General features: G+C 43.3%; 16 protein-coding genes, 20 tRNA genes and 1 rRNA gene. 33 read left to right on the top strand and 4 right to left on the bottom strand.

The genetic code is table 11. The features are described from left to right. Positions 1–50: 50 nt before the first annotated feature. The 21 genes from rrf (at position 51) to NAF01_RS20685 (ending at position 1,991) form a co-directional block, all read left to right on the top strand. Positions 51–167: ribosomal RNA gene (gene rrf / locus NAF01_RS20785) — 5S ribosomal RNA — on the top strand. A gap of 9 nt (positions 168–176) precedes the next feature. Beyond that, positions 177–252 (top strand) — tRNA-Val (locus NAF01_RS20780). Between the two features lie 20 nt (positions 253–272). Further along, a tRNA-Thr gene (locus NAF01_RS20775) sits at positions 273–348 on the top strand. A gap of 23 nt (positions 349–371) precedes the next feature. Then, a tRNA-Lys gene (locus NAF01_RS20770) sits at positions 372–447 on the top strand. A 16-nt stretch (positions 448–463) separates the two neighbouring features. Next, positions 464–548: transfer RNA gene (locus NAF01_RS20765), tRNA-Leu, on the top strand. A gap of 8 nt (positions 549–556) precedes the next feature. Next, a tRNA-Gly gene (locus tag NAF01_RS20760) sits at positions 557–631 on the top strand. Positions 632–637: 6 nt separating this feature from the next. Beyond that, positions 638–726, top strand: a tRNA-Leu gene (locus tag NAF01_RS20755). Between the two features lie 15 nt (positions 727–741). Next, positions 742–818, top strand: a tRNA-Arg gene (locus NAF01_RS20750). 7 nt (positions 819–825) lie between these two features. Further along, a tRNA-Pro gene (locus tag NAF01_RS20745) sits at positions 826–902 on the top strand. Positions 903–911: 9 nt separating this feature from the next. Beyond that, a tRNA-Ala gene (locus NAF01_RS20740) sits at positions 912–987 on the top strand. A gap of 18 nt (positions 988–1,005) precedes the next feature. Next, a tRNA-Met gene (locus tag NAF01_RS20735) sits at positions 1,006–1,082 on the top strand. A gap of 17 nt (positions 1,083–1,099) precedes the next feature. After that, positions 1,100–1,176 (top strand) — tRNA-Ile (locus NAF01_RS20730). A 13-nt stretch (positions 1,177–1,189) separates the two neighbouring features. Beyond that, positions 1,190–1,282: transfer RNA gene (locus NAF01_RS20725), tRNA-Ser, on the top strand. A gap of 23 nt (positions 1,283–1,305) precedes the next feature. Continuing rightward, positions 1,306–1,379, top strand: a tRNA-Met gene (locus tag NAF01_RS20720). Positions 1,380–1,382: 3 nt separating this feature from the next. Beyond that, a tRNA-Asp gene (locus NAF01_RS20715) sits at positions 1,383–1,459 on the top strand. A gap of 26 nt (positions 1,460–1,485) precedes the next feature. After that, positions 1,486–1,561: transfer RNA gene (locus NAF01_RS20710), tRNA-Phe, on the top strand. A 14-nt stretch (positions 1,562–1,575) separates the two neighbouring features. After that, positions 1,576–1,649 (top strand) — tRNA-Gly (locus NAF01_RS20705). A 4-nt stretch (positions 1,650–1,653) separates the two neighbouring features. Continuing rightward, positions 1,654–1,730 (top strand) — tRNA-Ile (locus NAF01_RS20700). A 14-nt stretch (positions 1,731–1,744) separates the two neighbouring features. Next, positions 1,745–1,819, top strand: a tRNA-Asn gene (locus tag NAF01_RS20695). Positions 1,820–1,824: 5 nt separating this feature from the next. Continuing rightward, positions 1,825–1,915: transfer RNA gene (locus NAF01_RS20690), tRNA-Ser, on the top strand. Positions 1,916–1,919: 4 nt separating this feature from the next. Then, positions 1,920–1,991, top strand: a tRNA-Glu gene (locus NAF01_RS20685). A 93-nt stretch (positions 1,992–2,084) separates the two neighbouring features. Here NAF01_RS20685 and NAF01_RS20680 read toward each other — a convergent pair. Continuing rightward, positions 2,085–2,282, bottom strand: coding sequence for a hypothetical protein (locus NAF01_RS20680; RefSeq protein ID WP_048011086.1), 198 nt, complete (start codon positions 2,280–2,282; stop codon positions 2,085–2,087). 223 nt (positions 2,283–2,505) lie between these two features. Here NAF01_RS20680 and glgB point away from each other — a divergent pair, with 223 nt between their 5' ends. The 5 genes from glgB to NAF01_RS20655 are packed head-to-tail and all read left to right on the top strand — an operon-like array spanning position 2,506 to position 10,472. Continuing rightward, positions 2,506–4,452: a 1,4-alpha-glucan branching enzyme gene (gene glgB / locus NAF01_RS20675; RefSeq protein WP_250801056.1), complete on the top strand. Its 1,947-nt coding sequence runs from the start codon at positions 2,506–2,508 to the stop codon at positions 4,450–4,452. Further along, positions 4,394–5,539, top strand: coding sequence for a glucose-1-phosphate adenylyltransferase (locus NAF01_RS20670; protein ID WP_048011088.1), 1,146 nt, complete (start codon positions 4,394–4,396; stop codon positions 5,537–5,539). Before glgB ends, NAF01_RS20670 begins: the two co-directional genes overlap by 59 nt. A gap of 52 nt (positions 5,540–5,591) precedes the next feature. Next, positions 5,592–6,620, top strand: coding sequence for a GlgC family sugar phosphate nucleotidyltransferase (locus NAF01_RS20665; protein ID WP_222500089.1), 1,029 nt, complete (start codon positions 5,592–5,594; stop codon positions 6,618–6,620). After that, positions 6,617–8,068: a glycogen synthase GlgA gene (gene glgA / locus NAF01_RS20660; protein ID WP_250801055.1), complete on the top strand. Its 1,452-nt coding sequence runs from the start codon at positions 6,617–6,619 to the stop codon at positions 8,066–8,068. Before NAF01_RS20665 ends, glgA begins: the two co-directional genes overlap by 4 nt. After that, positions 8,058–10,472 carry a glycogen/starch/alpha-glucan phosphorylase gene (locus NAF01_RS20655; protein ID WP_250801054.1) on the top strand — a complete coding sequence of 805 codons (2,415 nt, stop codon included), beginning with the start codon at positions 8,058–8,060 and terminating at the stop codon, positions 10,470–10,472. The genes glgA and NAF01_RS20655 overlap by 11 nt, the downstream gene beginning before the upstream one ends. A 343-nt stretch (positions 10,473–10,815) precedes the next feature. Here the strand turns inward: NAF01_RS20655 and NAF01_RS20650 are convergent, their stop codons facing one another. Then, positions 10,816–11,664: a dimethylarginine dimethylaminohydrolase family protein gene (locus tag NAF01_RS20650; RefSeq protein WP_250801053.1), complete on the bottom strand. Its 849-nt coding sequence runs from the start codon at positions 11,662–11,664 to the stop codon at positions 10,816–10,818. 154 nt (positions 11,665–11,818) lie between these two features. Here NAF01_RS20650 and NAF01_RS20645 point away from each other — a divergent pair, with 154 nt between their 5' ends. Next, positions 11,819–12,031 (top strand): hypothetical protein, encoded by a 213-nt coding sequence (locus NAF01_RS20645; protein WP_048011093.1) that lies wholly within the window; start codon positions 11,819–11,821, stop codon positions 12,029–12,031. A gap of 67 nt (positions 12,032–12,098) precedes the next feature. Here NAF01_RS20645 and NAF01_RS20640 read toward each other — a convergent pair whose 3' ends face one another. Next, entirely contained in the window at positions 12,099–12,854 is a 756-nt protein-coding gene (locus tag NAF01_RS20640) for a TraR/DksA C4-type zinc finger protein (protein WP_197212949.1), read from the bottom strand. A 295-nt stretch (positions 12,855–13,149) separates the two neighbouring features. Next, positions 13,150–14,082 carry a 1,4-dihydroxy-2-naphthoate polyprenyltransferase gene (locus NAF01_RS20635; protein ID WP_197248475.1) on the bottom strand — a complete coding sequence of 311 codons (933 nt, stop codon included), beginning with the start codon at positions 14,080–14,082 and terminating at the stop codon, positions 13,150–13,152. Positions 14,083–14,477: 395 nt separating this feature from the next. On the opposite strand from NAF01_RS20635, the gene NAF01_RS20630 reads away from it, so the two are divergent. The 6 genes from NAF01_RS20630 to menC all read left to right on the top strand — a co-directional run bounded on the left by NAF01_RS20630 (position 14,478) and on the right by menC (position 22,062). Further along, the gene (locus tag NAF01_RS20630; protein ID WP_197212951.1) at positions 14,478–15,887 is read left to right on the top strand and encodes an isochorismate synthase; all 1,410 of its coding nucleotides are present in this window, start codon (positions 14,478–14,480) and stop codon (positions 15,885–15,887) included. Next, positions 15,884–17,629 (top strand): 2-succinyl-5-enolpyruvyl-6-hydroxy-3-cyclohexene-1-carboxylic-acid synthase, encoded by a 1,746-nt coding sequence (menD, locus tag NAF01_RS20625; protein ID WP_250801052.1) that lies wholly within the window; start codon positions 15,884–15,886, stop codon positions 17,627–17,629. The genes NAF01_RS20630 and menD overlap by 4 nt, the downstream gene beginning before the upstream one ends. 6 nt (positions 17,630–17,635) lie before the next feature. Continuing rightward, positions 17,636–18,475 (top strand): 2-succinyl-6-hydroxy-2,4-cyclohexadiene-1-carboxylate synthase, encoded by an 840-nt coding sequence (gene menH, locus NAF01_RS20620; protein ID WP_197248466.1) that lies wholly within the window; start codon positions 17,636–17,638, stop codon positions 18,473–18,475. Between the two features lie 81 nt (positions 18,476–18,556). Then, the gene (gene menB, locus NAF01_RS20615; protein ID WP_048011098.1) at positions 18,557–19,378 is read left to right on the top strand and encodes a 1,4-dihydroxy-2-naphthoyl-CoA synthase; all 822 of its coding nucleotides are present in this window, start codon (positions 18,557–18,559) and stop codon (positions 19,376–19,378) included. Between the two features lie 88 nt (positions 19,379–19,466). Further along, positions 19,467–20,954, top strand: a complete 1,488-nt coding sequence (locus tag NAF01_RS20610) for an o-succinylbenzoate--CoA ligase (protein WP_163144808.1) — start codon at positions 19,467–19,469, stop codon at positions 20,952–20,954. Position 20,955: 1 nt separating this feature from the next. Continuing rightward, positions 20,956–22,062, top strand: coding sequence for an o-succinylbenzoate synthase (menC, locus tag NAF01_RS20605; RefSeq protein ID WP_250801051.1), 1,107 nt, complete (start codon positions 20,956–20,958; stop codon positions 22,060–22,062). Positions 22,063–22,328 lie beyond the last annotated feature (266 nt).

Here is a 22,328-nt window from a genome sequence, read left to right as displayed (position 1 = left end):
TTGAAAAATCCTGAAAAGACGGTATAATAAAACTTGTCTTTGAAAAATAGTCTGGTGGCGATAGCGAGAAGGTCACACCCGTTCCCATACCGAACACGGAAGTTAAGCTTCTCAGCGCCGATGGTAGTTAGGGGCTGTCCCCTTGTGAGAGTAGGACGCTGCCGGGCATTAATAATGGAGGATTAGCTCAGCTGGGAGAGCATCTGCCTTACAAGCAGAGGGTCGGCGGTTCGATCCCGTCATCCTCCACCATTAATTTAAATGTACAAGCTGCCGGTGTAGCTCAATTGGTAGAGCAACTGACTTGTAATCAGTAGGTTGGGGGTTCAAGTCCTCTCGCCGGCACCACTTCAATTCTTTTTATAGAATATGAGCCATTAGCTCAGTCGGTAGAGCATCTGACTTTTAATCAGAGGGTCGAAGGTTCGAGTCCTTCATGGCTCACCATTTTTAATTTCATATTGCGGGTGTGGCGGAATTGGCAGACGCACCAGACTTAGGATCTGGCGCCGCAAGGCGTGGGGGTTCGACTCCCTTCACCCGCACCATTTTTTATGCGGAAGTAGTTCAGTGGTAGAACATCACCTTGCCAAGGTGGGGGTCGCGGGTTCGAATCCCGTCTTCCGCTCCATTTATTGCCGGGGTGGCGGAACTGGCAGACGCACAGGACTTAAAATCCTGCGGTAGGTGACTACCGTACCGGTTCGATTCCGGTCCTCGGCACCAGTAGAATTTAATAATGCGCCCGTAGCTCAATTGGATAGAGCGTTTGACTACGGATCAAAAGGTTAGGGGTTCGACTCCTCTCGGGCGCGCCATTATTAACGGGGAGTAGCTCAGCTTGGTAGAGCACTTGGTTTGGGACCAAGGGGTCGCAGGTTCGAATCCTGTCTTCCCGACCATTAATCTTTGGGGCCTTAGCTCAGCTGGGAGAGCGCCTGCTTTGCACGCAGGAGGTCAGCGGTTCGATCCCGCTAGGCTCCACCATAATTATTTTAGTATTTTGGCGGTGTAGCTCAGCTGGCTAGAGCGTACGGTTCATACCCGTGAGGTCGGGGGTTCGATCCCCTCCGCCGCTACCATTTAACTAAACAATGCTGGACCTTTAGCTCAGCTGGTTAGAGCAGACGGCTCATAACCGTCCGGTCGTAGGTTCGAGTCCTACAAGGTCCACCACTTTTCATTATTCGGAGGAATACCCAAGTCCGGCTGAAGGGATCGGTCTTGAAAACCGACAGGCGGGTCAAACCGCGCAGGGGTTCGAATCCCCTTTCCTCCTCCATATTTTATTCTTAATAATATTATCGCGGGGTGGAGCAGTCCGGTAGCTCGTCGGGCTCATAACCCGAAGGTCGCAGGTTCAAATCCTGCCCCCGCAATCTGGTCCGGTAGTTCAGTTGGTTAGAATGCCTGCCTGTCACGCAGGAGGTCGCGGGTTCGAGTCCCGTCCGGACCGCCATTTTTTTACAATATAAATGAATTTATGGCTCAGTAGCTCAGTCGGTAGAGCAAAGGACTGAAAATCCTTGTGTCGGCGGTTCGATTCCGTCCTGAGCCACCATTTCATAACTTTATGCGGGTGTAGTTTAGTGGTAAAACCTCAGCCTTCCAAGCTGATGATGAGGGTTCGATTCCCTTCACCCGCTCCAAAATGGGCCTATAGCTCAGCTGGTTAGAGCGCACGCCTGATAAGCGTGAGGTCGATGGTTCGAGTCCATTTAGGCCCACCATTTTATTTTATTGTTCCGCAGTAGCTCAGTGGTAGAGCATTCGGCTGTTAACCGAACGGTCGTAGGTTCGAATCCTACCTGCGGAGCCATATATGGGGAAGTACTCAAGTGGCTGAAGAGGCGCCCCTGCTAAGGGTGTAGGTCGGGTAACCGGCGCGAGGGTTCAAATCCCTCCTTCTCCGCCATATTGGCCCCTTGGTCAAGCGGTTAAGACACCGCCCTTTCACGGCGGTAACACGGGTTCGAATCCCGTAGGGGTCATACAAAAAAGCTGTCAACAATTTGTTGGCAGCTTTTTTGTTGTCTATGTTTGTATTTGTGTAACTCTGCTTTACAGTTCATTTCTGCTCCTGGTTAATCAAATTTCTCTTCTTCCCTGCTTAATCTATTGCCGGGATTATTCAAATCAATATCAGAAGATATTCCCGTATAGGGGCCTCTAAACATATCACCAGTGGCCATAATCTTTCCATCCGGTGCTTCAAATAGTGGGATCCTTATTTCCTTTTTGGATGCCTCATTCAATAAAAACTCCTCTTCTTTATTGCCCAAAATATTATTCTCCTTTCATTTTTTGCTTGCATATTTTGTTTTATTTTGTCTAAGTTTACCGGAGATTATGTCGAAGGCTGTAAAAATGGGGAAAATGCTATCGTATATTAGCGGAATATGAACGTTGTTGTCATAAAATTAAAAAAACTTTTACAAGGACTTTTCAAAGGTGCATCGAATATAACAGGAAAGTCAAAAGAAACGAGACTGGGTGGGGAGAAGGATGGTAGTGGATACTTTGTTTCCAACCGATTATCAGCTGCATTTGTTCCATGAAGGGACGCTTTATGAGAGTCACCAGTTATTTGGAGCACATGTAGTTTCAGACGGAGGAGCAGTGATTACCCGTTTTTGTGTATGGGCACCGAATGCTGAAATTATCAGATTAGTCGGTGATTTTAATGATTGGAATGGAGAAGGCTACACCTTACATAGAGTGAATAAGGAAGGTGTCTGGATTATTCAGCTGGATGGAAACATGGAAGGTGCCTTGTATAAGTATGAAATTACTACAAAGAAAGGAGCTATGCTTTTAAAGGCTGATCCTTATAGTTTTTTTTCAGAAGTAAGGCCGAATACAGCTTCTAAAGTATATTCGCTGGACGGGTATCAGTGGAATGACAGCAAATGGATGCAAAAAAAAGAAAAGAAGGCTATTTTTACAGAGCCTGCGGTCATTTATGAGGTCCATCTTGGTTCGTGGAAGCAAAAAGAATCGGGCAGTCCCTATACGTACCGGGAGCTTGCAGGGGAATTAATACCTTATGTGGTGGAGCATGGGTTTACACATATAGAATTGCTTCCTCTAATTGAGCATCCGCTCGACGCTTCCTGGGGCTATCAGGGAACAGGTTATTACTCGGTTACCAGCCGTTATGGCAGTCCGCATGATTTTATGTATTTTGTTGATCAATGCCACCAGCATGGTGTTGGGGTGATTCTGGACTGGGTGCCGGGGCACTTCTGCAAAGATGCCCATGGCCTTTATCAGTTTGATGGTTCGTATTTGTATGAGTATGAAACAGAAGGTGACAGAGAGAACCGGGTATGGGGAACTGCCAATTTTGATCTCGGCAAAAATGAAGTGCAGAGTTTCCTTATTTCCAACGCTGTTTTTTGGATGGAGAAATACCATATTGACGGCTTCAGGGTTGATGCAGTTGCTAATATCATTTATTGGCCGAACCGGGATGGAAAAACAGAAAATCCGTTTGGTACCGGCTTTCTTCAAAATCTCAATAAAGTGGTTTCACAATATGATTCTTCCTTTCTCATGATGGCAGAGGATTCAACAGACTGGCCGCAAGTGACTGCACCAGTTAATTATGGGGGGCTGGGTTTTCATTACAAGTGGAATATGGGCTGGATGAATGACGTTCTTACATATATGGAAACAGAGCCCGAGAGGCGATCTGGTGTGCATGGGAAAATGACATTTTCGCTTTTGTATGCTTTTACAGAGAACTTCATACTGCCTTTTTCACATGATGAAGTTGTCCACGGAAAAAAATCGCTGCTGGATAAAATGCCGGGCGATTACTGGCAAAAGTTTGCCCAATACAGGCTTCTCCTTGGCTATATGATTGCCCATCCCGGCAAGAAGCTTCTTTTCATGGGGAGTGAATTCGGGCAGTTTTCCGAATGGAAAGACAAAGAACAGCTAGATTGGCATCTGCTGGATTACGAGATGCATAAAAAAGCAAATGATTATGTGAAAGAATTATTAAAGGTCTATAAACGTTCCAAGCCTCTTTTTGAGCTTGATCATCTTCAGGATGGCTTTGAATGGATTGATTGTCATAATTCGCACCAATCCATCTTTTCTTTTATCAGAAAAGGCTCTAAAGAGAGTGATTATCTCGTGATTGTCTGCAATTTCACACCGGCTATATACCCAAAATACCGTATAGGCGTACCAAATATGGGTTCTTACCGGGAAATACTTAACAGTGACAATGATAGCTTTGGAGGATCAAATTGCACAAACAAGAGGGTCCTTAAGAGTGAGGAAATTGAGTTTCATGGCAAGCCGTTCAGTTTAGAGATGTCTATTCCGCCATTTGGCATTTCAATATTACGCCCTGTAAAACATCGGAAGGAGAGGAAGGGAAATGGGAAAGAAAAAGTGCGTGGCAATGCTATTAGCAGGAGGGAAAGGGAGCAGGCTTAGTTCTCTGACAAAAAGTCTGGCGAAACCTGCAGTTCCTTTTGGAGGAAAGTATAGGATCATTGATTTTACATTGAGCAATTGCACCAATTCGGGAATTGATACAGTCGGGGTTCTGACACAATATCAGCCGCTGGTTTTGAATTCATATATTGGCATAGGCAGCGCATGGGATCTTGATAGAAAGAACGGCGGCGTGACAGTGCTGCCCCCTTACAGCGAGTCATCAGAAGTCAAATGGTATACAGGAACAGCCAGTGCCATTTATCAAAACCTTAACTATTTAAAGCAGTATGATCCTGAATATGTCCTGATTTTATCAGGTGATCATATTTATAAAATGAATTATGAGCTGATGCTGAATTATCATATTGAAAAAGGTGCGGATGCCACTATTTCTGTTATTGAAGTACCTTGGCCGGAGGCAAGCAGGTTCGGCATCATGAACACGGATGATGAGATGCGGGTCGCAGAATTTGAGGAAAAACCAGCATATCCAAAAAATAATTTGGCCTCCATGGGAATATATATTTTTAATTGGTCTGTTTTAAAGGAATATTTGGAAATGGATGACCGCAATCCGGAATCAAGCCATGACTTTGGAAAAGATATCATTCCATTAATGCTTGACGAAAATAAAAAGCTGTTCGCTTATCCGTTCAATGGCTACTGGAAGGACGTTGGTACAGTTAAGAGCCTGTGGGAAGCAAATATGGATTTACTGGATGACGAATGCGAGCTGAATCTTTTTGATCATGATTGGCGGATTTATTCGGTGAATCCGAATCACCCTCCGCAGTATATTTCAACTCAGGCAGAGGTTGCAGAGTCATTGATAAATGAAGGCTGTACGGTTGAGGGCGAAGTTGAAAAGTCAGTGCTTTTTCAAGGGGTTCTGGTTGGGAAGAATTCGGTGATCCGTGAATCGGTCATCATGCCTGATGCTGTGATTGGCGAAAATGTCTATATTGAAAAGGCGATTGTGCCAAGCGGAATGAACATACCTGATGGCGTGGTGATTAGTGCTTCCGAAGAAGATGACGAAATCATTCTGATAACACAGGAAATGATACAGGGAATTTGTTCTTAATTTACAGCTGGATGCCAAAACGGATCCTGGCCAATAAACGGGAGGGAATGTCATGAAGAAGAGAATGCTTGGTGTAATAGACGCAACAACCTACCATGAAGGTTTAGAGGAATTGACAGTACACAGGTCGCTCGCAGCTGTTCCGTTTGCAGGCCGCTATAGGCTGATCGATTTTGTTCTCTCAAATATGGTCAACTCGGATATTGAGAGTGTTGCCATATTTCCGAAGTATCAATATCGCTCTCTAATGGATCATCTTGGTTCAGGGAAAAACTGGGACTTAAACAGAAAAAGGGATGGGCTATTCTTTTTTCCGTCTCCTTTGCTGGATAGTCCTAGTAAAGGGATCGGATCTTTCAATCACTTTGCTGCGAATTTGGATTATTTTTATCGCAGCAAGCAGGAGTATGCCTTGATCTCAAACTGTTTCACCGTTTTTAATATGGATTTCAGGCCTGTTCTGGATAGACATATTATGACGGGGTGTGATATTACAGTTGTTCGCCAGGATGGACGCTCGCTGGAAATGTACCTTGTAAAAACCTCGCTGCTTATTAGTTTAATAGAAAATAGAAACGAAACAGGATACACGTGCATGAGTGATGTTGTTACAGATATCCACCATTCGTACACGATATGCAATTATGAATATACCGGCTTGGCTGTCATGATTGATTCCATTGAAAATTACTTTGCTGCCAGCATTGGGCTATTGGAACCGGAGGCATGGAAAAATATTTTTCTGCGCAGCCAGCCCATTTACACAAAAGTAAAAGATGAACCGCCAACCCGTTATGTAAAAGGTGCGAGCGCAAAGAATTCGATGATTGCAAATGGATGCATGATTGAAGGAACAGTCGAGAACAGCATTATCTCCCGCGGCGTCAAAATTGGCAAGGGCTCAGTCGTGAAAAATTGTATAATCATGCAAAAAACCCAAATTGGCGAGAACTGTGTTTTAGACTCTGTTATTTTAGATAAAGATGTTAAGGTAGAATCCGGTGCCAGAATTGAGGGAAGAAGTGAAATGCCTCTGGTAATTCGCAAAGGTACCGTACAAGGAGCGCTGATGAACTCGTGAAAGTATTGTTTGCTGTTTCTGAATGTGTTCCATTCGTCAAATCCGGAGGTCTTGCCGACGTAGCCGGTTCACTCCCGAAAGAGCTTGCCAAACAGGGGACTGACGTACGGGTGATTCTTCCGAAGTATGGTTCCATATCAGATGACTTAAAAAAGAAAATGTCTAAAAAGTGCGAGTTTACAGTTCAGGTTGGCTGGAGAAACCAGTATTGTGGAATTGCAGAACTTGAGCACCAGGGAATTACATTCTATTTTGTGGATAATGAATACTATTTTAACCGTGAAAAATTATATGGCTATTTTGACGATGGAGAGCGGTTTGCCTATTTTAACCGGGCCGTGCTGGATGCTCTTCAGCATATTGATTATTGTCCAGATGTTATTCACAGCCATGATTGGCATACCGGGATGATTCCTTTTCTGCACAGGGTTGAGTATCGTGCGAAAAAGGGGTATGAATTCATTCGGACAGTCTTCACCATTCATAACCTTCAGTTTCAGGGGATTATGCCAGGGGCTGCTCTTGGGGATTTATTAGGGCTTGACTATAGCCAATTTCATCCGGATAAGCTTGAATTCTTCGGAAATATCAATTTTATGAAGGGCGGACTTGTCGCTGCTGATAAAATTACAACAGTCAGCCCTACCTATAAAGATGAAATTCAAACCGAGTATTACGGTGAGAAGCTGCATGATTTATTGAAGCGCAGAGCTTATGATCTGGAAGGAATCTTAAATGGAATTGATGATGAGTTTTATAATCCTGAGAAGGATCCATTTATAAAAGAGAACTATACCTTTGAAAAGCTTCAGATTAAAAAAGAAAATAAGATGGATCTTCAGAAAAAATTCAGCTTGCCGGTGAAGGAAGAGGTTCCTCTGATAGCCATGGTTACGAGGCTGACAAAGCAAAAGGGCCTGGATCTGGTTAAATGTGTGTTCCATGAGCTTATGCAGGATGACATTCAAGTCCTTGTTTTGGGGACTGGAGATCCTGAGTTTGAGCAATTTTTCAGGGAGGTGGAAGCGGCCTACCCGGATAAGTGCAAAGCATATATTGGGTTTGATGAAGGCCTTGCACATGAATTCTATGCAGGGTCCGATTTATTCTTAATGCCTTCCCAATTTGAGCCCTGCGGGTTAGGGCAGATGATTGCGATGAGATATGGCTCCATTCCCATCGTAAGGGAAACAGGCGGGTTAAATGATACTGTTCTTTCTTACAATGAAGTCACAGGAGAAGGAAACGGTTTTTCCTTCAGCCATTTTAATGCCCATGACATGCTGTACACCATTAGAAGAGCAATAAACTTTTACAGTGACAGCAAAACATGGGAGAAGATTATGAAAAATGCAATGGGTATGGATAATAGCTGGGCGCAATCTGCTTTCAAATACAATCAGCTATATGCAGGCCTTGTTTCAAGGAGTGAAAGCCATGTTTTCTGATCGCGATGAGTTCAAAGAGGAATTCCTGAAAAAATTGGAGATGACCTGTGGAAAAAGCTTCGGCGAAAGCACAGAAAGAGATCATTACTTCACGCTCGGAAATATGATCAGGGAACATGTGAGCACAGAGTGGATTAATACAAATGAGCGGTACCGCATCGACCGTGAAAAGCAGGTATATTACTTATCCATCGAGTTTTTATTGGGCCGCCTGCTTCATCATAATCTGATAAACCTGGGAATTGAGCAGGTTGTAAAAGATGGCCTGGCAGATCTGGGCATTGATCTCAACCGCCTTGAAGAAATTGAAGCAGATGCAGGGCTGGGAAACGGGGGACTGGGACGTCTTGCGGCTTGCTTTATGGACTCGCTGGCATCCTTAAACCTACCCGGCCATGGCTGTGGAATTCGCTATAAGCATGGCCTTTTTGAACAGAAAATTGTGGATGGCTATCAAGTGGAGCTTCCGGAGCAGTGGCTGCGAAACGGCCATGTATGGGAAGTCCGAAAAGCCGACCTGGCCATTGAGGTTCCTTTTTGGGGCAAAGTTGAAACGGCAGAGGACAACGGCAGGCTTGTGTTCCGCCATGTAAATGCGGAAACTATTTCGGCTGTCCCCTACGATATGCCTGTCGCCGGCTATCAAACAGATACGATTAACACTCTCAGGCTATGGAATGCTGAACCGTCACCTTATCCTGTAAATCATGATATTTTAAAATATAAACGGGAAACCGAATCTGTTTCCGAGTTTCTATATCCTGATGATACCCATGATGAGGGGAAGATCCTGAGGCTAAAGCAGCAATACTTTCTTGTTTCGGCCAGTATCCGTTCCATTGTGCGTTCCTATCGAAAGCAGCATGCCAGTTTAAGAGATTTCCATGAATATGTGAGCATTCATATTAATGATACACATCCGGTTCTTGCCATTCCTGAACTTATGAGAATCCTGCTGGATGAAGAGGGAATGGGCTGGGAGGAAGCCTGGGTTATTACAGTCCGGACGATAGCCTATACAAATCATACAACTCTTTCAGAGGCTTTGGAGAAATGGCCTGTCCGCATTTTCCAGCCTTTGCTGCCGCGGATTTTTATGATAGTGAATGAAATCAATGAACGTTTTTGCCGCGATCTTTGGGACAGATATCCGGGTGACTGGAAGCGGATTGAGGATATGGCGATCATCGCGCACGACCAGGTAAAGATGGCACACCTTGCCCTTGTCGGAAGCTCCAGCGTAAATGGTGTTGCCGCCCTTCATACAGAAATCTTAAAGAAGCGGGAAATGATTCAGTTTTATGAAATTTTTCCTGAGAAATTTAATAATAAAACCAATGGGATTACACACAGAAGATGGCTGCTGAAAGCCAATCCGCTTTTATCTGGTCTTATAAATGAGACCATTGGGGCAGGCTGGATTCGGGAACCGGAAAAGCTTCGCGAGCTGGCAGATTTTAAGAATGATAGGGTTTTCCTTGGTCAGCTGCATCAGATTAAGCAATTGAACAAGGAAAGATTGGCGAAGCGCATTCAGGAGCAGCAGGGCATTAAAGTTGATACGTCTTCGATTTTTGACATTCAGGTTAAGCGTCTGCATGCTTATAAACGCCAGCTGTTAAATATTCTGCATGTTATGCATTTATATAACAGGCTGAAGGAAGATTCCAATTTCCGCATGCACCCGCGGACTTTTATTTTTGGAGCAAAAGCTTCCCCTGGCTATTACTACGCAAAGAAAATCATCAAATTAATTAATACCGTTGCTGAAAAAGTGAACAATGACCCGCAGACAAGAGATGTTCTAAAGGTTATCTTTCTTGAAAATTACCGGGTTTCACTGGCAGAGGAAATTTTCCCCGCTGCAGATATCAGCGAGCAGATTTCTGCAGCAAGCAAGGAAGCTTCCGGTACAGGGAATATGAAATTCATGATGAATGGCGCTTTGACAGTTGGTACACTGGATGGAGCCAATATTGAGATAAAAGAAAAAGCAGGAGATGACAATATCTTCATCTTTGGATTAACGGCAGATGAGGTGCTCAGCTATTACCAGAATGGCGGTTATAATTCCAGAGAGTATTACCATCATGATAAGCGAATCCGCCAGGTCATCGACCAGCTTGTGAATGGATTTTTCCCGGATGCTGATGATGAGTTCGAGCCTATATTTGACTCCCTGCTGATGGAAAATGACCAATACTTTGTGTTGAGGGATTTTGCTTCGTACGTAAATATCCAGAAAGAAGCCGGGATGGCTTATGAGGATCGGGATCATTGGCTGAAAATGAGCTTAATGAACATTGCCGGCTCAGGCTATTTTTCAAGCGACCGCACAATCAGCGAATATGCGCGCGAAATCTGGAAAATCAAACCCGCTGGCGTTGAGTTGATGAATAAGTAAAAAGAAGAACAGCCCTTCTTGTGAGAAGAGGCTGTTTTTGTTTAGTAGTGCGAATAACGCCCAAAAGGAAAGTGCTCAAGTGAAAAAGGGAGTTAATCAGCGGGAATAACGCCCAAAATGAAAGTGGTCAAGAGAAAATGGGAGTTAATCAGGGGGAATAACGCCCAAAATGAAGGTGCTCAAGAGAAAAAGGGAGTTAATCAGGGGGAATAACGCCCAAAATGAAAGTGGTCAAGAGAAAATGGGAGTTAATCAGGGGGATTAACTCCCAAACTGTAGAAGCCTATGAGAAAATAGCAGTTAATCATAAAAAGGCGTTTTTCTGAGATTCTATAATCATTATTTACCCTTTACTGCGCCTAACCGGCATGGTACAGCAGCGGAAGGCACCTCCGGATTTAATAATTTCAGTAATGTCTACCTCAATGACTTCATAGCCCTTGGACCTTAGTTCTTTATTGACATTCTTATTAATGGGAAGGCTGAAGATTTTTTTATTGCCAATTGAGAGGACGTTCGTTCCGAGTGTGAATTGCTCCTCTTCCGACACTTTTATTAAATCATAGCGCGATTCCAGCATTTTTACTTTCTCCCCATGAATCTCTCCTGGAAAAATAAGAGCTTCCTCAGGTGAAATGATATTAAATACACAATCAAGGTGAAGATATGTATCAGTGAAGGGGACGGATACGACTTCATATTCAGGCATAAGGCTGCGAAGGTGCTCAATTGCTTCCTCGTGGGTCCGGCTGCTGACTCCGGCATATATAGTTTTGCCATCGATGAGAACGTCACCTCCTTCTATACGATCACCCGTAAGGTTGTAAAAAGGAACCTGATTTACTTCCAGCCATTGTCTCAGAACATTTTCCTCCCCCTGCCGGATATCAGCAGCCATTTCGGCAACATACACCTTTTCTCCAAGCGTAAATCCGATGTCACGGGTAAAAACCTGCTCAGGGTATTTTTCAAACGGGGGCAGTAAAACGACTTCGATCCCCTGATCCTTCAATGCACTGACAAAGTGCCTGTGCTGTTTCATCGCCACGTCGATATTAATTCCTTCTTTTTTATAATGCTTCTGTGTTTCGTTAATAGTATCCACAATCGTCATGTACTTCGGTTCACATAACACCACTTGTTCAAGGTTGTCATATTCTGAAAAGCATGCTGCTTTCATTTGTGCGGACATAATGAACCTCCCAGCAATTTATTCTAAAACTAATATTTCCTTTGTGGCAAAGTTTTACTCTGCAAAGCGAAAATATTAACAATAATTTCCACTACAAAAAAGGTTTAAAAACCCTGATAATGAAATCATTAGATATAAAGGGGGTAGCTGTTAAATGTACCAAATCGAGAGAGGATCAATGGAAGAAGTTTTGCTGCATCTTCAAAATATTGGACTGCAACTAAATGAATTCGAGAAAACAAGTGATTCTATTCCGGTGAAAAATTATAAAGAACTGCTGGAATTCAGCATCTCCATTGCCCGCCGCACAAACGACGTTTCCGATACGATTGATGAGATTATCCAGGATATCGAATCCAAACTATAAATATAAATAAGGGTATCTTATTTTGCCATTTGACATAAAAAAGCGATGCAGCTGCATCGCTTTTACTTTAATCCTTATCTTCATCCACATAGCCGTCAGTCTCATGATACGGCACATCCCCGAAAGGTGCTTCGATATCATTTTCATCCAGCATGGCTTCATACTCTTCCTGTTTCTTGGAAGGATAGATTTTTCTCTCCTTGCCTTCAAGGTCATTTCCGACAAATGTCTCATAATCTTCTGTAAAACCTTCGTCATCATGACCTTCATTATAAAGGGAATTGTAATCTTCATAGTCCCCCCTTAAATCAGAGGGTGTCTCAGAAGTGCCAAAACGGGCAACTTCCTGAAAGCTGTCTTCATTATCTACTACTTCCCTGAATTGATGATGCTGAAAGGTATTCCCATGAGCAGGTTCAAGCACATCTTCCTCAACAGGACGGTCTCCCGGCACATTTTGTTCAGGACTATGATCCTTACAGTAAAGGGTTGCCGGAATCACTTCCAGCCGCTCGTATGGAATATCAGAACCGCACTGTTTACACTTACCGTATGAACCATCTTCAATTGCCTTTAGTGCAGCATTCACTTTATTGAGTTCAGAGTCATGGTGCTCTTCTAATGCAAAATCCTTTTCGCGTTCATAAAGTTCAGAACCCATATCTGCGGGATGGTTATCATATAGAGATAGCTCTCCTACTGCATCTCTGGCGCTTGCTCCTTCCAGACTGCCTTCTTTATTGCCCTGCAGCTGGGACTCCAGTGATTCCTTTTCATCATTCAATTCCTTTTTTAAAGTGCTGATCTGTTCATTGGTCAACATATTATGTCACATCCTTAGTTTTGATGATTTTTATAAATGCCTGTTGATCTGATAGTCAAGCTTATAATAAAGCCGAGCTCTGACAGTTTTGCTCCGCCGGATATCAAATCTTAGTCCATATGGGTTTAGTATGGACGTAGTTTGCAAAATCATAACGGAAGAAGTAATTTTACGGCCTGCATCTTCCTTAAGTAAAAATTACCCGTTAAAAAGGGGATGAAACCAGGATGACGGCATCTGCTGATTTTTTCCAAACAAAAAACCCCTGCCTTAGAAGCAGGGGTTTATTAAATGATTATAGTAGATATCCGAGAAACAGGCCTACTGATAAAAGGAAGCCAAAGATTGTATTTGTCTGTGCAGTTGCTTTCATCGCAGGCATCATTTGCATCGGAAGTGTTTTGCCGATGAAGCCTTTCGTTGCTTTAATGGCCTTAGGCGCACTAAGGACAACGATAGCAAGCCATGGTGTTATGATGCTCATGGCGATTAATATGAAGACCCATGCATAAGACACGATGAACATACCGGCAAGCAGGTTAATTGCTCCTTTTTTTCCTAAAAGAATAGCCAATGTTTTACGGCCGAACTCCTTGTCGCCATCCAAGTCTCTGATATTATTGGCCAGCAGAATGGCGCCAACAAGAATCAATATAGGGAACGAAACTAAAACACTTGTTGCGGTTACGGTTCCTGCCTGGATATAGAAAGAAATAAGAATGATTAGCATGCCCATGAAAAAACCTGCGAATAATTCACCAAATGGTGTGTAGGCAATCGGAAGAGGACCGCCTGTATATAAATATCCTACTGCCATGGAGGCAAGTCCGATTGCTGCAATCCACCAGCTTGTGTTCATGCAAATATAGAAACCAAGCAATATCGAAATCCCGTAAAGCCCAAAAGCCAAATTCAGGACCGTTTTTGGTTTGATTCCTTCACGGACAATCGCTCCGCCGATTCCAACAGAGTCTTCCGTATCAAGCCCTCTTTTGAAATCATAATATTCGTTAAACATATTGGTAGCAGCCTGAATCAGCAGACTTGCTGCCAGCATGGCAAAAAACAGGCTGAAATTTATTTCGGTAAGTTCCATTGCAAGAGCTGTTCCAAGTAAAACCGGAACAAAAGCAGCGGTCAAAGTATGCGGCCTGGTCAGCTGCCACCAGACTCTCCAGTTCTTTGAGCCGGAAGCAGGCGGAAAATTGGTCTGTGCTTGTGGTTGCATGATAACTCTCCCCTTAATTATCTATTCTGTAATGGTATCAACCATTGCATCATTCAAACTTGTTTATTTTAACTGATTATCAGGGTATTGTCAAAGTAACCCCCCATAAGCCAACTATACCAAACACCTTAAGTTTAGGTAAATACCGCAGGAGTGTCAACGTATTATTGCCGTAAAATGTACCGGTATTTGCCATGGTTGTTATAACGTAACAGTTATTTACAGTGAACCAGAGTTAATTGATATTATAGATGCCGAAAGTAAGCTATAATATAAAGGATACAATAAAGGAATGGCAGGATTGACATCATTGACATTCCTTGAATCACAGGTGTATCTTAGAATAAGTTTAAAGTAGGATAACGGCAATTTAAGCTGTTATTGGAGGGATTTTTTTGGTTACGATACAAGATACGGAACTAAAAGAAGGGATCCAGGAGGCGATTGAAAGGGCCAAAGCCTTATCAAAGCCTGTTTTAGTGAGTGAAGTGAAAAAAATAAATCATATAGACCCCCTTTCTTTTTATGCGGCAGGAAAGAGCCGTTTTTTTGGTGAACGCTTTTTCTGGAAGGATCCTTCCAGTGAAGCTTATATAATCGGGCTTGGCATCTGCAGGCAAATCCAGTCAGACGAAAGTACAGACAGATTTAAACGGGTTGAAAAGGAATGGAAGCGTTTTATTAATAACAGTATTATTTTTAACCCTTATAATGAAAATGCAACAGGGCCCGTGATATTTGGCGGTTTTTCTTTTGACCCGCTGAAGCAGAAAACAAAGCTTTGGTCAAAGTATTCCAATTCCCTTTTTCATGTGCCGGCTTATATGTATAGTGAAATCAATGGACAAGCCTTTTTGACAACAAATGTTGTCTGTACACAGCATGATAGTGAATCACTTTTTGAAAAGATAGCCGCTGAAAGAAGCATGCTAATAGGTTCAATCAATGATTATCATCCTGAGAGTGCAAACACTCTTCAGGAAGAAGCGGATATCAATCCGGAAAAATGGATGGAGACAGTGGATGAAATTGTTGATGAACTAAAAACAGGATCCCTATTAAAAAAGGTTGTGCTTGCGAGGGAATCCAGGCTCATTTATGAAAAGCCGATTGAGATAGAAAGAGTTCTCCAGAATCTCATGAAAATGCAAAGTGAAAGCTTTATCTTTGCGTTTGAATCGAACGGTGACTGCTTTATTGGAGCCTCTCCTGAACGCCTTATAAAAAAATACGGGGAAAACGTGTTTACAACTTGTCTGGCAGGTTCCATCCCCAGAGGCAAAACGGAAGATGATGATCATATCCTTGGAGAAACATTACTGCATGATCAAAAGAACTTGACTGAACATCAATATGTGGTGGATATGATAAAGGAAGCTATGGAAGAATCCTGCACAGAAGTTGAACTGCCGAATGAGCCGCAGCTGATGAAAATGCGGGATATTCAGCACCTATATACCCCTGTAATAGGAAAGACCAGGGAAGATGCTTCACTTCTTGCTTTAGTCGACCGTCTTCACCCGACTCCTGCTCTTGGTGGCCTGCCTAAAAGAGAAGCAGTAGAAAAAATCAGAGAAGCAGAAGAGCTGGATCGCGGCTTTTATGCTGCTCCATTAGGATGGATGGATTTTAGAGGAAATGGCGAATATGCTGTGGCAATAAGATCCGGTCTAATCCAGGGGAATGAGGCATCCTTATTTGCAGGCTGCGGAGTGGTACAGGATTCAAATGCCGAAAGCGAATACCAGGAAACAAAGATTAAATTCCGGCCAATGCTTACGGCTCTTGGGGGTTATGAAAAGTGAATCATCAGGAAACTTTAACTTCATATATAGCCGCATTTGTGGCTGAACTAGTAAAAAGCGGGGTAGAGGATGTCGTGGTCAGTCCCGGCTCCCGTTCTACCCCGATGGCAATGGTAATGGCAGAGCATCCGGAGCTTCGTGTACATATTCATGTAGACGAGCGTTCGGCTGCCTTTTTTGCGTTGGGAATTGCTAAAGCATCCCAAAAACCGGCAGCTTTGCTGTGTACATCCGGAACAGCTGCAGCCAATTACTACCCTGCCATTGTGGAAGCCAGGTATTCCAGGGTGCCGCTAATCGTGCTTACGGCAGACCGGCCTCATGAATTAAGGGATGTAGGCGCTCCACAGGCGATCGATCAGATCCATTTGTACGGTAATAATGTAAAGTGGTTTGTTGAAATGGCCCCTCCCGAGAATTCAGCAGAAATGCTGCGTTATGCCCGGACAGTATGTGCGAGAGCAGCTTCCGCCGCTAAGAGTTCGCCGGCTGGGCCTGTTCACCTTAATTTCCCTTTCCGTGAGCCGCTAGTTCCCCAGCTGGATCGTGCTGATTTATTTGAGCTTAGTGAACGAAGAGAAGGGTATGTAAATATTCAGGGTGGCAAGCTTAGTTTGCCTAACGAAGAGTACAAAGAAATGGCACAGGTTTTAAACTCCGCACAAAAAGGGATTATAATTTGCGGTCATCTGGAAAAATCCGGCTTCCCGGCTGCCGTTATTAAACTGTCGGAAAAGCTGAACTTTCCGATCATTGCCGATCCATTATCACAGTTGAGAAGCGGACTGCACGATGGCAGCTTTATTATGGATGCATATGATACCTTTTTGAAAAATGACGATGCAAAAAAAGCGCTTAAGCCGGATGTCATAATTCGCTTCGGTGCTACGCCTGTATCAAAGCCATTGTCCATTTTCATGAAAGAAAACAGTACTGCCCGGCAGATTATTGTTGATGGGGGCGGCGGATGGCGTGATCCTTCACTGCTCTCGACTGAAATGATTCATTGCGATGAGCTGCTGTTCTGCGAATCTGTCACCTCGTATTTAAACACTTCCGAGAATGATGAATTCATTGCACTATGGAAAAAAATCAATGATCTTACAAGAGTAAGGCTTGCTGATATTAATGAAGCAGATGAATTGAGCGAGGGTAAATTATTTTTCCAGCTCGCTGAAATGCTGCCGGAAGGCTCGACATTATTTGTAGGAAACAGTATGCCTATTCGGGACCTGGATACTTTTTTCCATTTTAATCAAAAAGGCATTAAAGTAATGGCTAACAGGGGAGCAAATGGCATTGATGGCACTGTTTCAACTGCTCTTGGTGCCGGAATGGCATCCCAGCCGCTCTATCTTGTGCTCGGTGATTTAACCTTCTTTCATGATTTAAATGGTTTAATTGCCTCTAAGCTGTATGGAATTGATATCAATATATTGCTGATTAATAATAATGGAGGCGGAATCTTTTCATTCCTTCCTCAGGCGAATTACCCCAATAACTTTGAAAAACTGTTCGGAACACCGCTGGATCTTGATTTCAGCCATGCCATTAAGATGTTTGGCGGACAATATGATTTAATATCAGATTGGGAACATTTTATTTCAGCCTTCAAACGGAACATGGGCATACCTGGCTTGAAGGTATTGGAAATTACGACAAACCGGGACAGGAATTTAACCGAGCATCGAGAATTGTGGAATTCTGTTTCCCGGGAAATAAGTCGATTGCTGGAAGGGTGAATGCCGATGAAATATGTCATGAATGGAGTTCACTATCATGTCGATACGTGGGGTAAGGGATTTCCGCTCCTGCTTCTTCATGGCTTCACGGGAAATAGTGAGGGGTGGAAAGAGTTCGTTCCCTTCTGGGAAGGTCATTCGAAGACAATAGCTTTGGATATCATCGGCCATGGGAAGTCTGGAGCACCATCTGATATTGGCCATTATCAAATAGAAGAGTGTGCCGCTGTGATAAACAGTCTCTTAGAAGAGATGGGAATCGGGAAAATTGATGTTCTTGGATATTCCATGGGAGGGCGGCTTGCGCTGACTTTTGCAGTTAAATATCCTGAAAAAGTCCGAACGCTGATTTTGGAAAGTGCTTCCCCAGGGCTGAGGACAGAAGAGGAAAGGCATGAAAGAAGAGTGCAGGATGCCAGGCTGGCTGCCAGAATCAGGAAGGAAGGCATTGTGAATTTTATCGATTATTGGGAGAATATCCCCTTATTTCAAAGCCAAAGAAATCTTCCTGATCAAATCCGAACACGAATAAGAAACCAGCGTATGGCCAATTCTATTGGTGGTCTGGCAAACAGCCTGAATGGCATGGGCACCGGCACACAGCCATCCTGGTGGGAGGAGCTCGGTAATCTGAAAATGCCAGTCCTTCTATTGACCGGGGAGCTGGACCAAAAATTCTGCAGAATTGCAGAAGAGATGTCGAAAGCATTGCCAAATGTTCAGTGGAAGGCCGTTAAAAATGCAGGACATGCAATTCATGTGGAGAAACCTGAATTATTTGGTACAATAGTAAGTGGGTTTTTGTCGCAATTAGGGGAGATTAATACAAAAGCAGTAAAGATTTAGGAATGATGTCCTTTGCTGGCGCAAAGCTGTGCGGCAATTATCGCGCTATCTAATACAATACATATTGAGGAGGATTCATGTATGTCAGCTGTAGAATGGGTTGCAGGAAAAAAGTACGAAGAGATTATGTATGAAACATACAATGGAATTGCGAAAATTACCATCAATAGACCACAAGTCCATAATGCCTTTACTCCAAGAACCGTAATGGAATTAATTGATGCATTTGCGTACGCACGTGATGATGAAAATGTAGGTGTTATTGTCCTTACAGGTGCAGGAGATAAAGCATTTTGTTCAGGCGGAGACCAATCTGTCAGAGGACATGGCGGATATGTAGGAGATGATCAGATCCCTCGTTTAAATGTTTTGGATCTTCAGCGCTTAATCCGTGTCATTCCTAAGCCGGTTATTGCGATGGTAAAAGGCTATGCGATTGGCGGAGGCCATGTTCTTCATATCGTATGTGACTTAACGATTGCAGCTGATAACGCTGTATTTGGCCAAACAGGTCCTAAAGTGGGAAGCTTCGATGCAGGTTACGGTTCAGGATATCTTGCAAGAATCGTCGGCCATAAGAAAGCACGCGAAATTTGGTACCTGTGCCGCCAGTACGGTGCCGAGGAAGCTCTGGATATGGGGCTTGTTAATACAGTTGTGCCACTTGAGAAAGTGGAAGAAGAAACAATTAAGTGGTGTGAAGAAATTCTGGAGAAGAGCCCGACTGCTATCCGCTTCTTGAAGGCTGCTTTCAACGCCGATACAGATGGACTCGCTGGAATCCAGCAATTCGCCGGTGATGCAACTCTTCTATACTATACAACGGATGAAGCAAAAGAAGGCCGTGACGCATTCAAAGAAAAGCGCAAGCCGGACTTTGGCCAATTCCCGCGTTTCCCTTGATTTTGAGGGTATACTATTTTTTTCAGCTTGATGGCCAGTCCATCAGGCTGTTTTTATATGAAAAAATTGCATGAAATGAGGTTTTAGGATGGAAGCTCACATAGTACCGAATTTCCTTCAAAAACGGGCATTCTTAACACCTGAACGCCCAGCCCTTTCTTTTTTGGAAAAAACCTATACATTTTCCGAAGTATATGATCGTGCATACATGATAGCAGGGCAATTACAGGCAGCCGGATTAACGAGAGGCCAGTTTGCAGGTGTGCTGCTGAGAAATCATGAAGACAGTGTTTTTATCCTTTTGGCGCTGCAGCTAATCGATGTGAAGGCCGTTATATTAAATAATAGGCTGACTGCCGAGGAATTAATTTGGCAACTGGATGATTCGAAGTCCGCTTTCCTTTTAACAGAGAGTTCCTTTGATGGAATTAGCCAAAAGGCTGTAAACTCTTTACGGGGAATTTCAGCGATACATAAAGAAGAGCTCTTCAGGAAAGATCCTGCCGAGCCGGCATTAATAGAGGAAGTAAGTCTTAATGAGGTTTGTACGGTCATGTATACATCCGGCACAACGGGGAATCCGAAAGGCGTTCTGCAAACCTACGGTAATCATTGGTGGAGTGCAGTGGGGTCTGCATTAAACTTAGGGCTGAATGAAAACGACAGCTGGCTGTGTGCTGTTCCGATTTTTCATATTAGCGGCTATTCCATTTTAATGCGAAGCATTATCTACGGCATGAAAATGGTTCTTTTTGAATCTTTCCATGAGAAAAAAGCCATCAAAGCCATTTCCGGCGAAAAAGTGACCATCATGTCTGTTGTGAGTACGATGCTTACCAGGATTGCAGATGAACTAAAAAATGAGCAGCTGCCGGACTATTTTAGATGTATGTTATTAGGGGGAGGTCCAGCAGCGAAATCTCTTCTGGAAGTTTGCAGGGAGAAGGCTATTCCTGTTTACCAGACTTACGGAATGACGGAAACTTCTTCACAGATTGTTACTCTGGCCCCGGAATACAGTTTCAGCAAATTAGGTTCAGCCGGAAAGCCTTTATTTCCTTCCCAGCTGAAAATTGTTAATCCGAATGGGGAGCTTGCGGATCCTGGAGAAGCGGGTGAGATTCTTGTCAAAGGTCCGAATGTGACGAAAGGGTATTTAAACCGTGAAGAAGAAACTGCGAAAAAAATAAAGGATGGCTGGCTCTCAACCGGAGATATAGGCTATGTCGATCAAGAAGGATTTTTATATGTACTTGATCGGCGTTCAGACTTAATCATTTCAGGCGGGGAAAATATTTATCCTGCTGAAGTTGAGGGTGTTCTTGCTTCACACTCCCAAATATCAGATGCAGGGGTGATTGGCATGAAGGACAAGGTTTGGGGTGAAGTGCCGGTCGCCTTTATTGCCGGAGAAGAAAGCCTGGATAAAAAAGAAGTGACAGAGTACTGCTTAGAGAAGCTGGCAAAGTATAAAGTGCCTAAAAAGATCATCATGATTAATGAAATTCCCAGGAATGCTTCTAAGAAGATATTAAGAAGGAAACTCCGGGAACTGCTCGGGGAAAGCGGGAAATAGCATGGATATAAAAACTATTACTTTGTATAGAATTGCGATGCCTTTAAAAACGCCATTTTCCACTCATTTAGGAACTGTTAAGGACAGAGAGGGAATTATAGTTGAAGTAACTGATAAAGAAGGACGGAAGGGATATGGGGAAGGAGTCGCCTTTTCTTCCCCCTGGTATACAGAGGAAACGGTTGAGACGAGCTATCATGTGCTAAAGGAGTTTCTTATCCCTATCTTGCGTAATTCGGATATTAAGCATCCTTCAGATGCAGGACGTGTTTTTAATGACCTGAGAAGGAATCAAATGGCGAAAGCAGCGCTGGAAATGGCTTTATGGGACTTGGCTGCAAAAAAAGAAGATATTTCTCTTTCTAAATTTATAGGCGGTAAGAGGGAACAGATCCTATCCGGCGTAGTTGTTGGCGCCAAAACTAAGGAAGAAGTTAGAAGACAAATTGAAAACTATCTGGAAAGCGGCTATCAAAGGGTCAAAATAAAGATCAGCCCCGAAAATGATTATGAATTGATCTCAGAGATCCGCCGCTATTACCCAGATCTGCCAATCATGGCTGACGCCAATTCAGCTTACTCATTGGAGGATATAGACCAGTTAAAAAGGCTTGATGACTTCGGGCTTATGATGATTGAACAGCCGCTTGAATATGATGATATTGTTGACCATGCAAAGCTTCAGAAGGAATTGCAAACACCGGTCTGCCTGGATGAAAGTATTGTTACCTTTAATGATGCCAGAAGAGCTGTCGAGCTTGGAAGCTGTAAAGTTATTAATATTAAAATTGGCCGGGTTGGAGGTTTAGGGACAGCAAAGAAAATTCATGATTATTGCCTGGATAAAGGGATCGCAGTCTGGTGTGGAGGTATGCTCGAGTTCGGAATCTCCCGTGCCCATAATATTGCGCTGGCTTCTCTGGAGGGCTTTTCCATTCCCGGTGATATTTCTGCATCAGAAAGATATTGGGAAGAAGATATTATTCTCCCTGAAGTCACCGTAAAAAACGGGATGATTATGGTTCCTGATAAACCGGGTATTGGTTATGAGATTAATGAGAAAAGACTGAGTGAAGTAACAATCGCAAAGGAATGCTTTGTCTTGTAGAAGAAAACCGCCGTTCTATTTTGGAAGAACGGCGGTTTTCATTTGATTGCAAAAAAATAAGGCGCATACGCGGCGCCTTTTATGATCAATTATTGAGTAATTTCGTCTTTAATAAATGAATCTTCTTTAATGGCAAAGGAGCTTAATCCAGCAGCAGCGGCAAAAGCAGCTCCAAGCAAAATAACGGTCGATAACATATGTATCACTCCTATTAGTTATTGTTATTCTATACATTCCCGGTAAAAAAAATAATAAACTTATTTATA

This window comes from Cytobacillus firmus (assembly GCF_023657595.1).
GTDB classification, from domain to species: Bacteria; Bacillota; Bacilli; order Bacillales; family Cytobacillaceae; genus Cytobacillus; species Cytobacillus firmus_B.
Note: the sequence above shows the minus strand (reverse complement) of the source record. Positions and strands in the feature narration are given on the sequence as shown.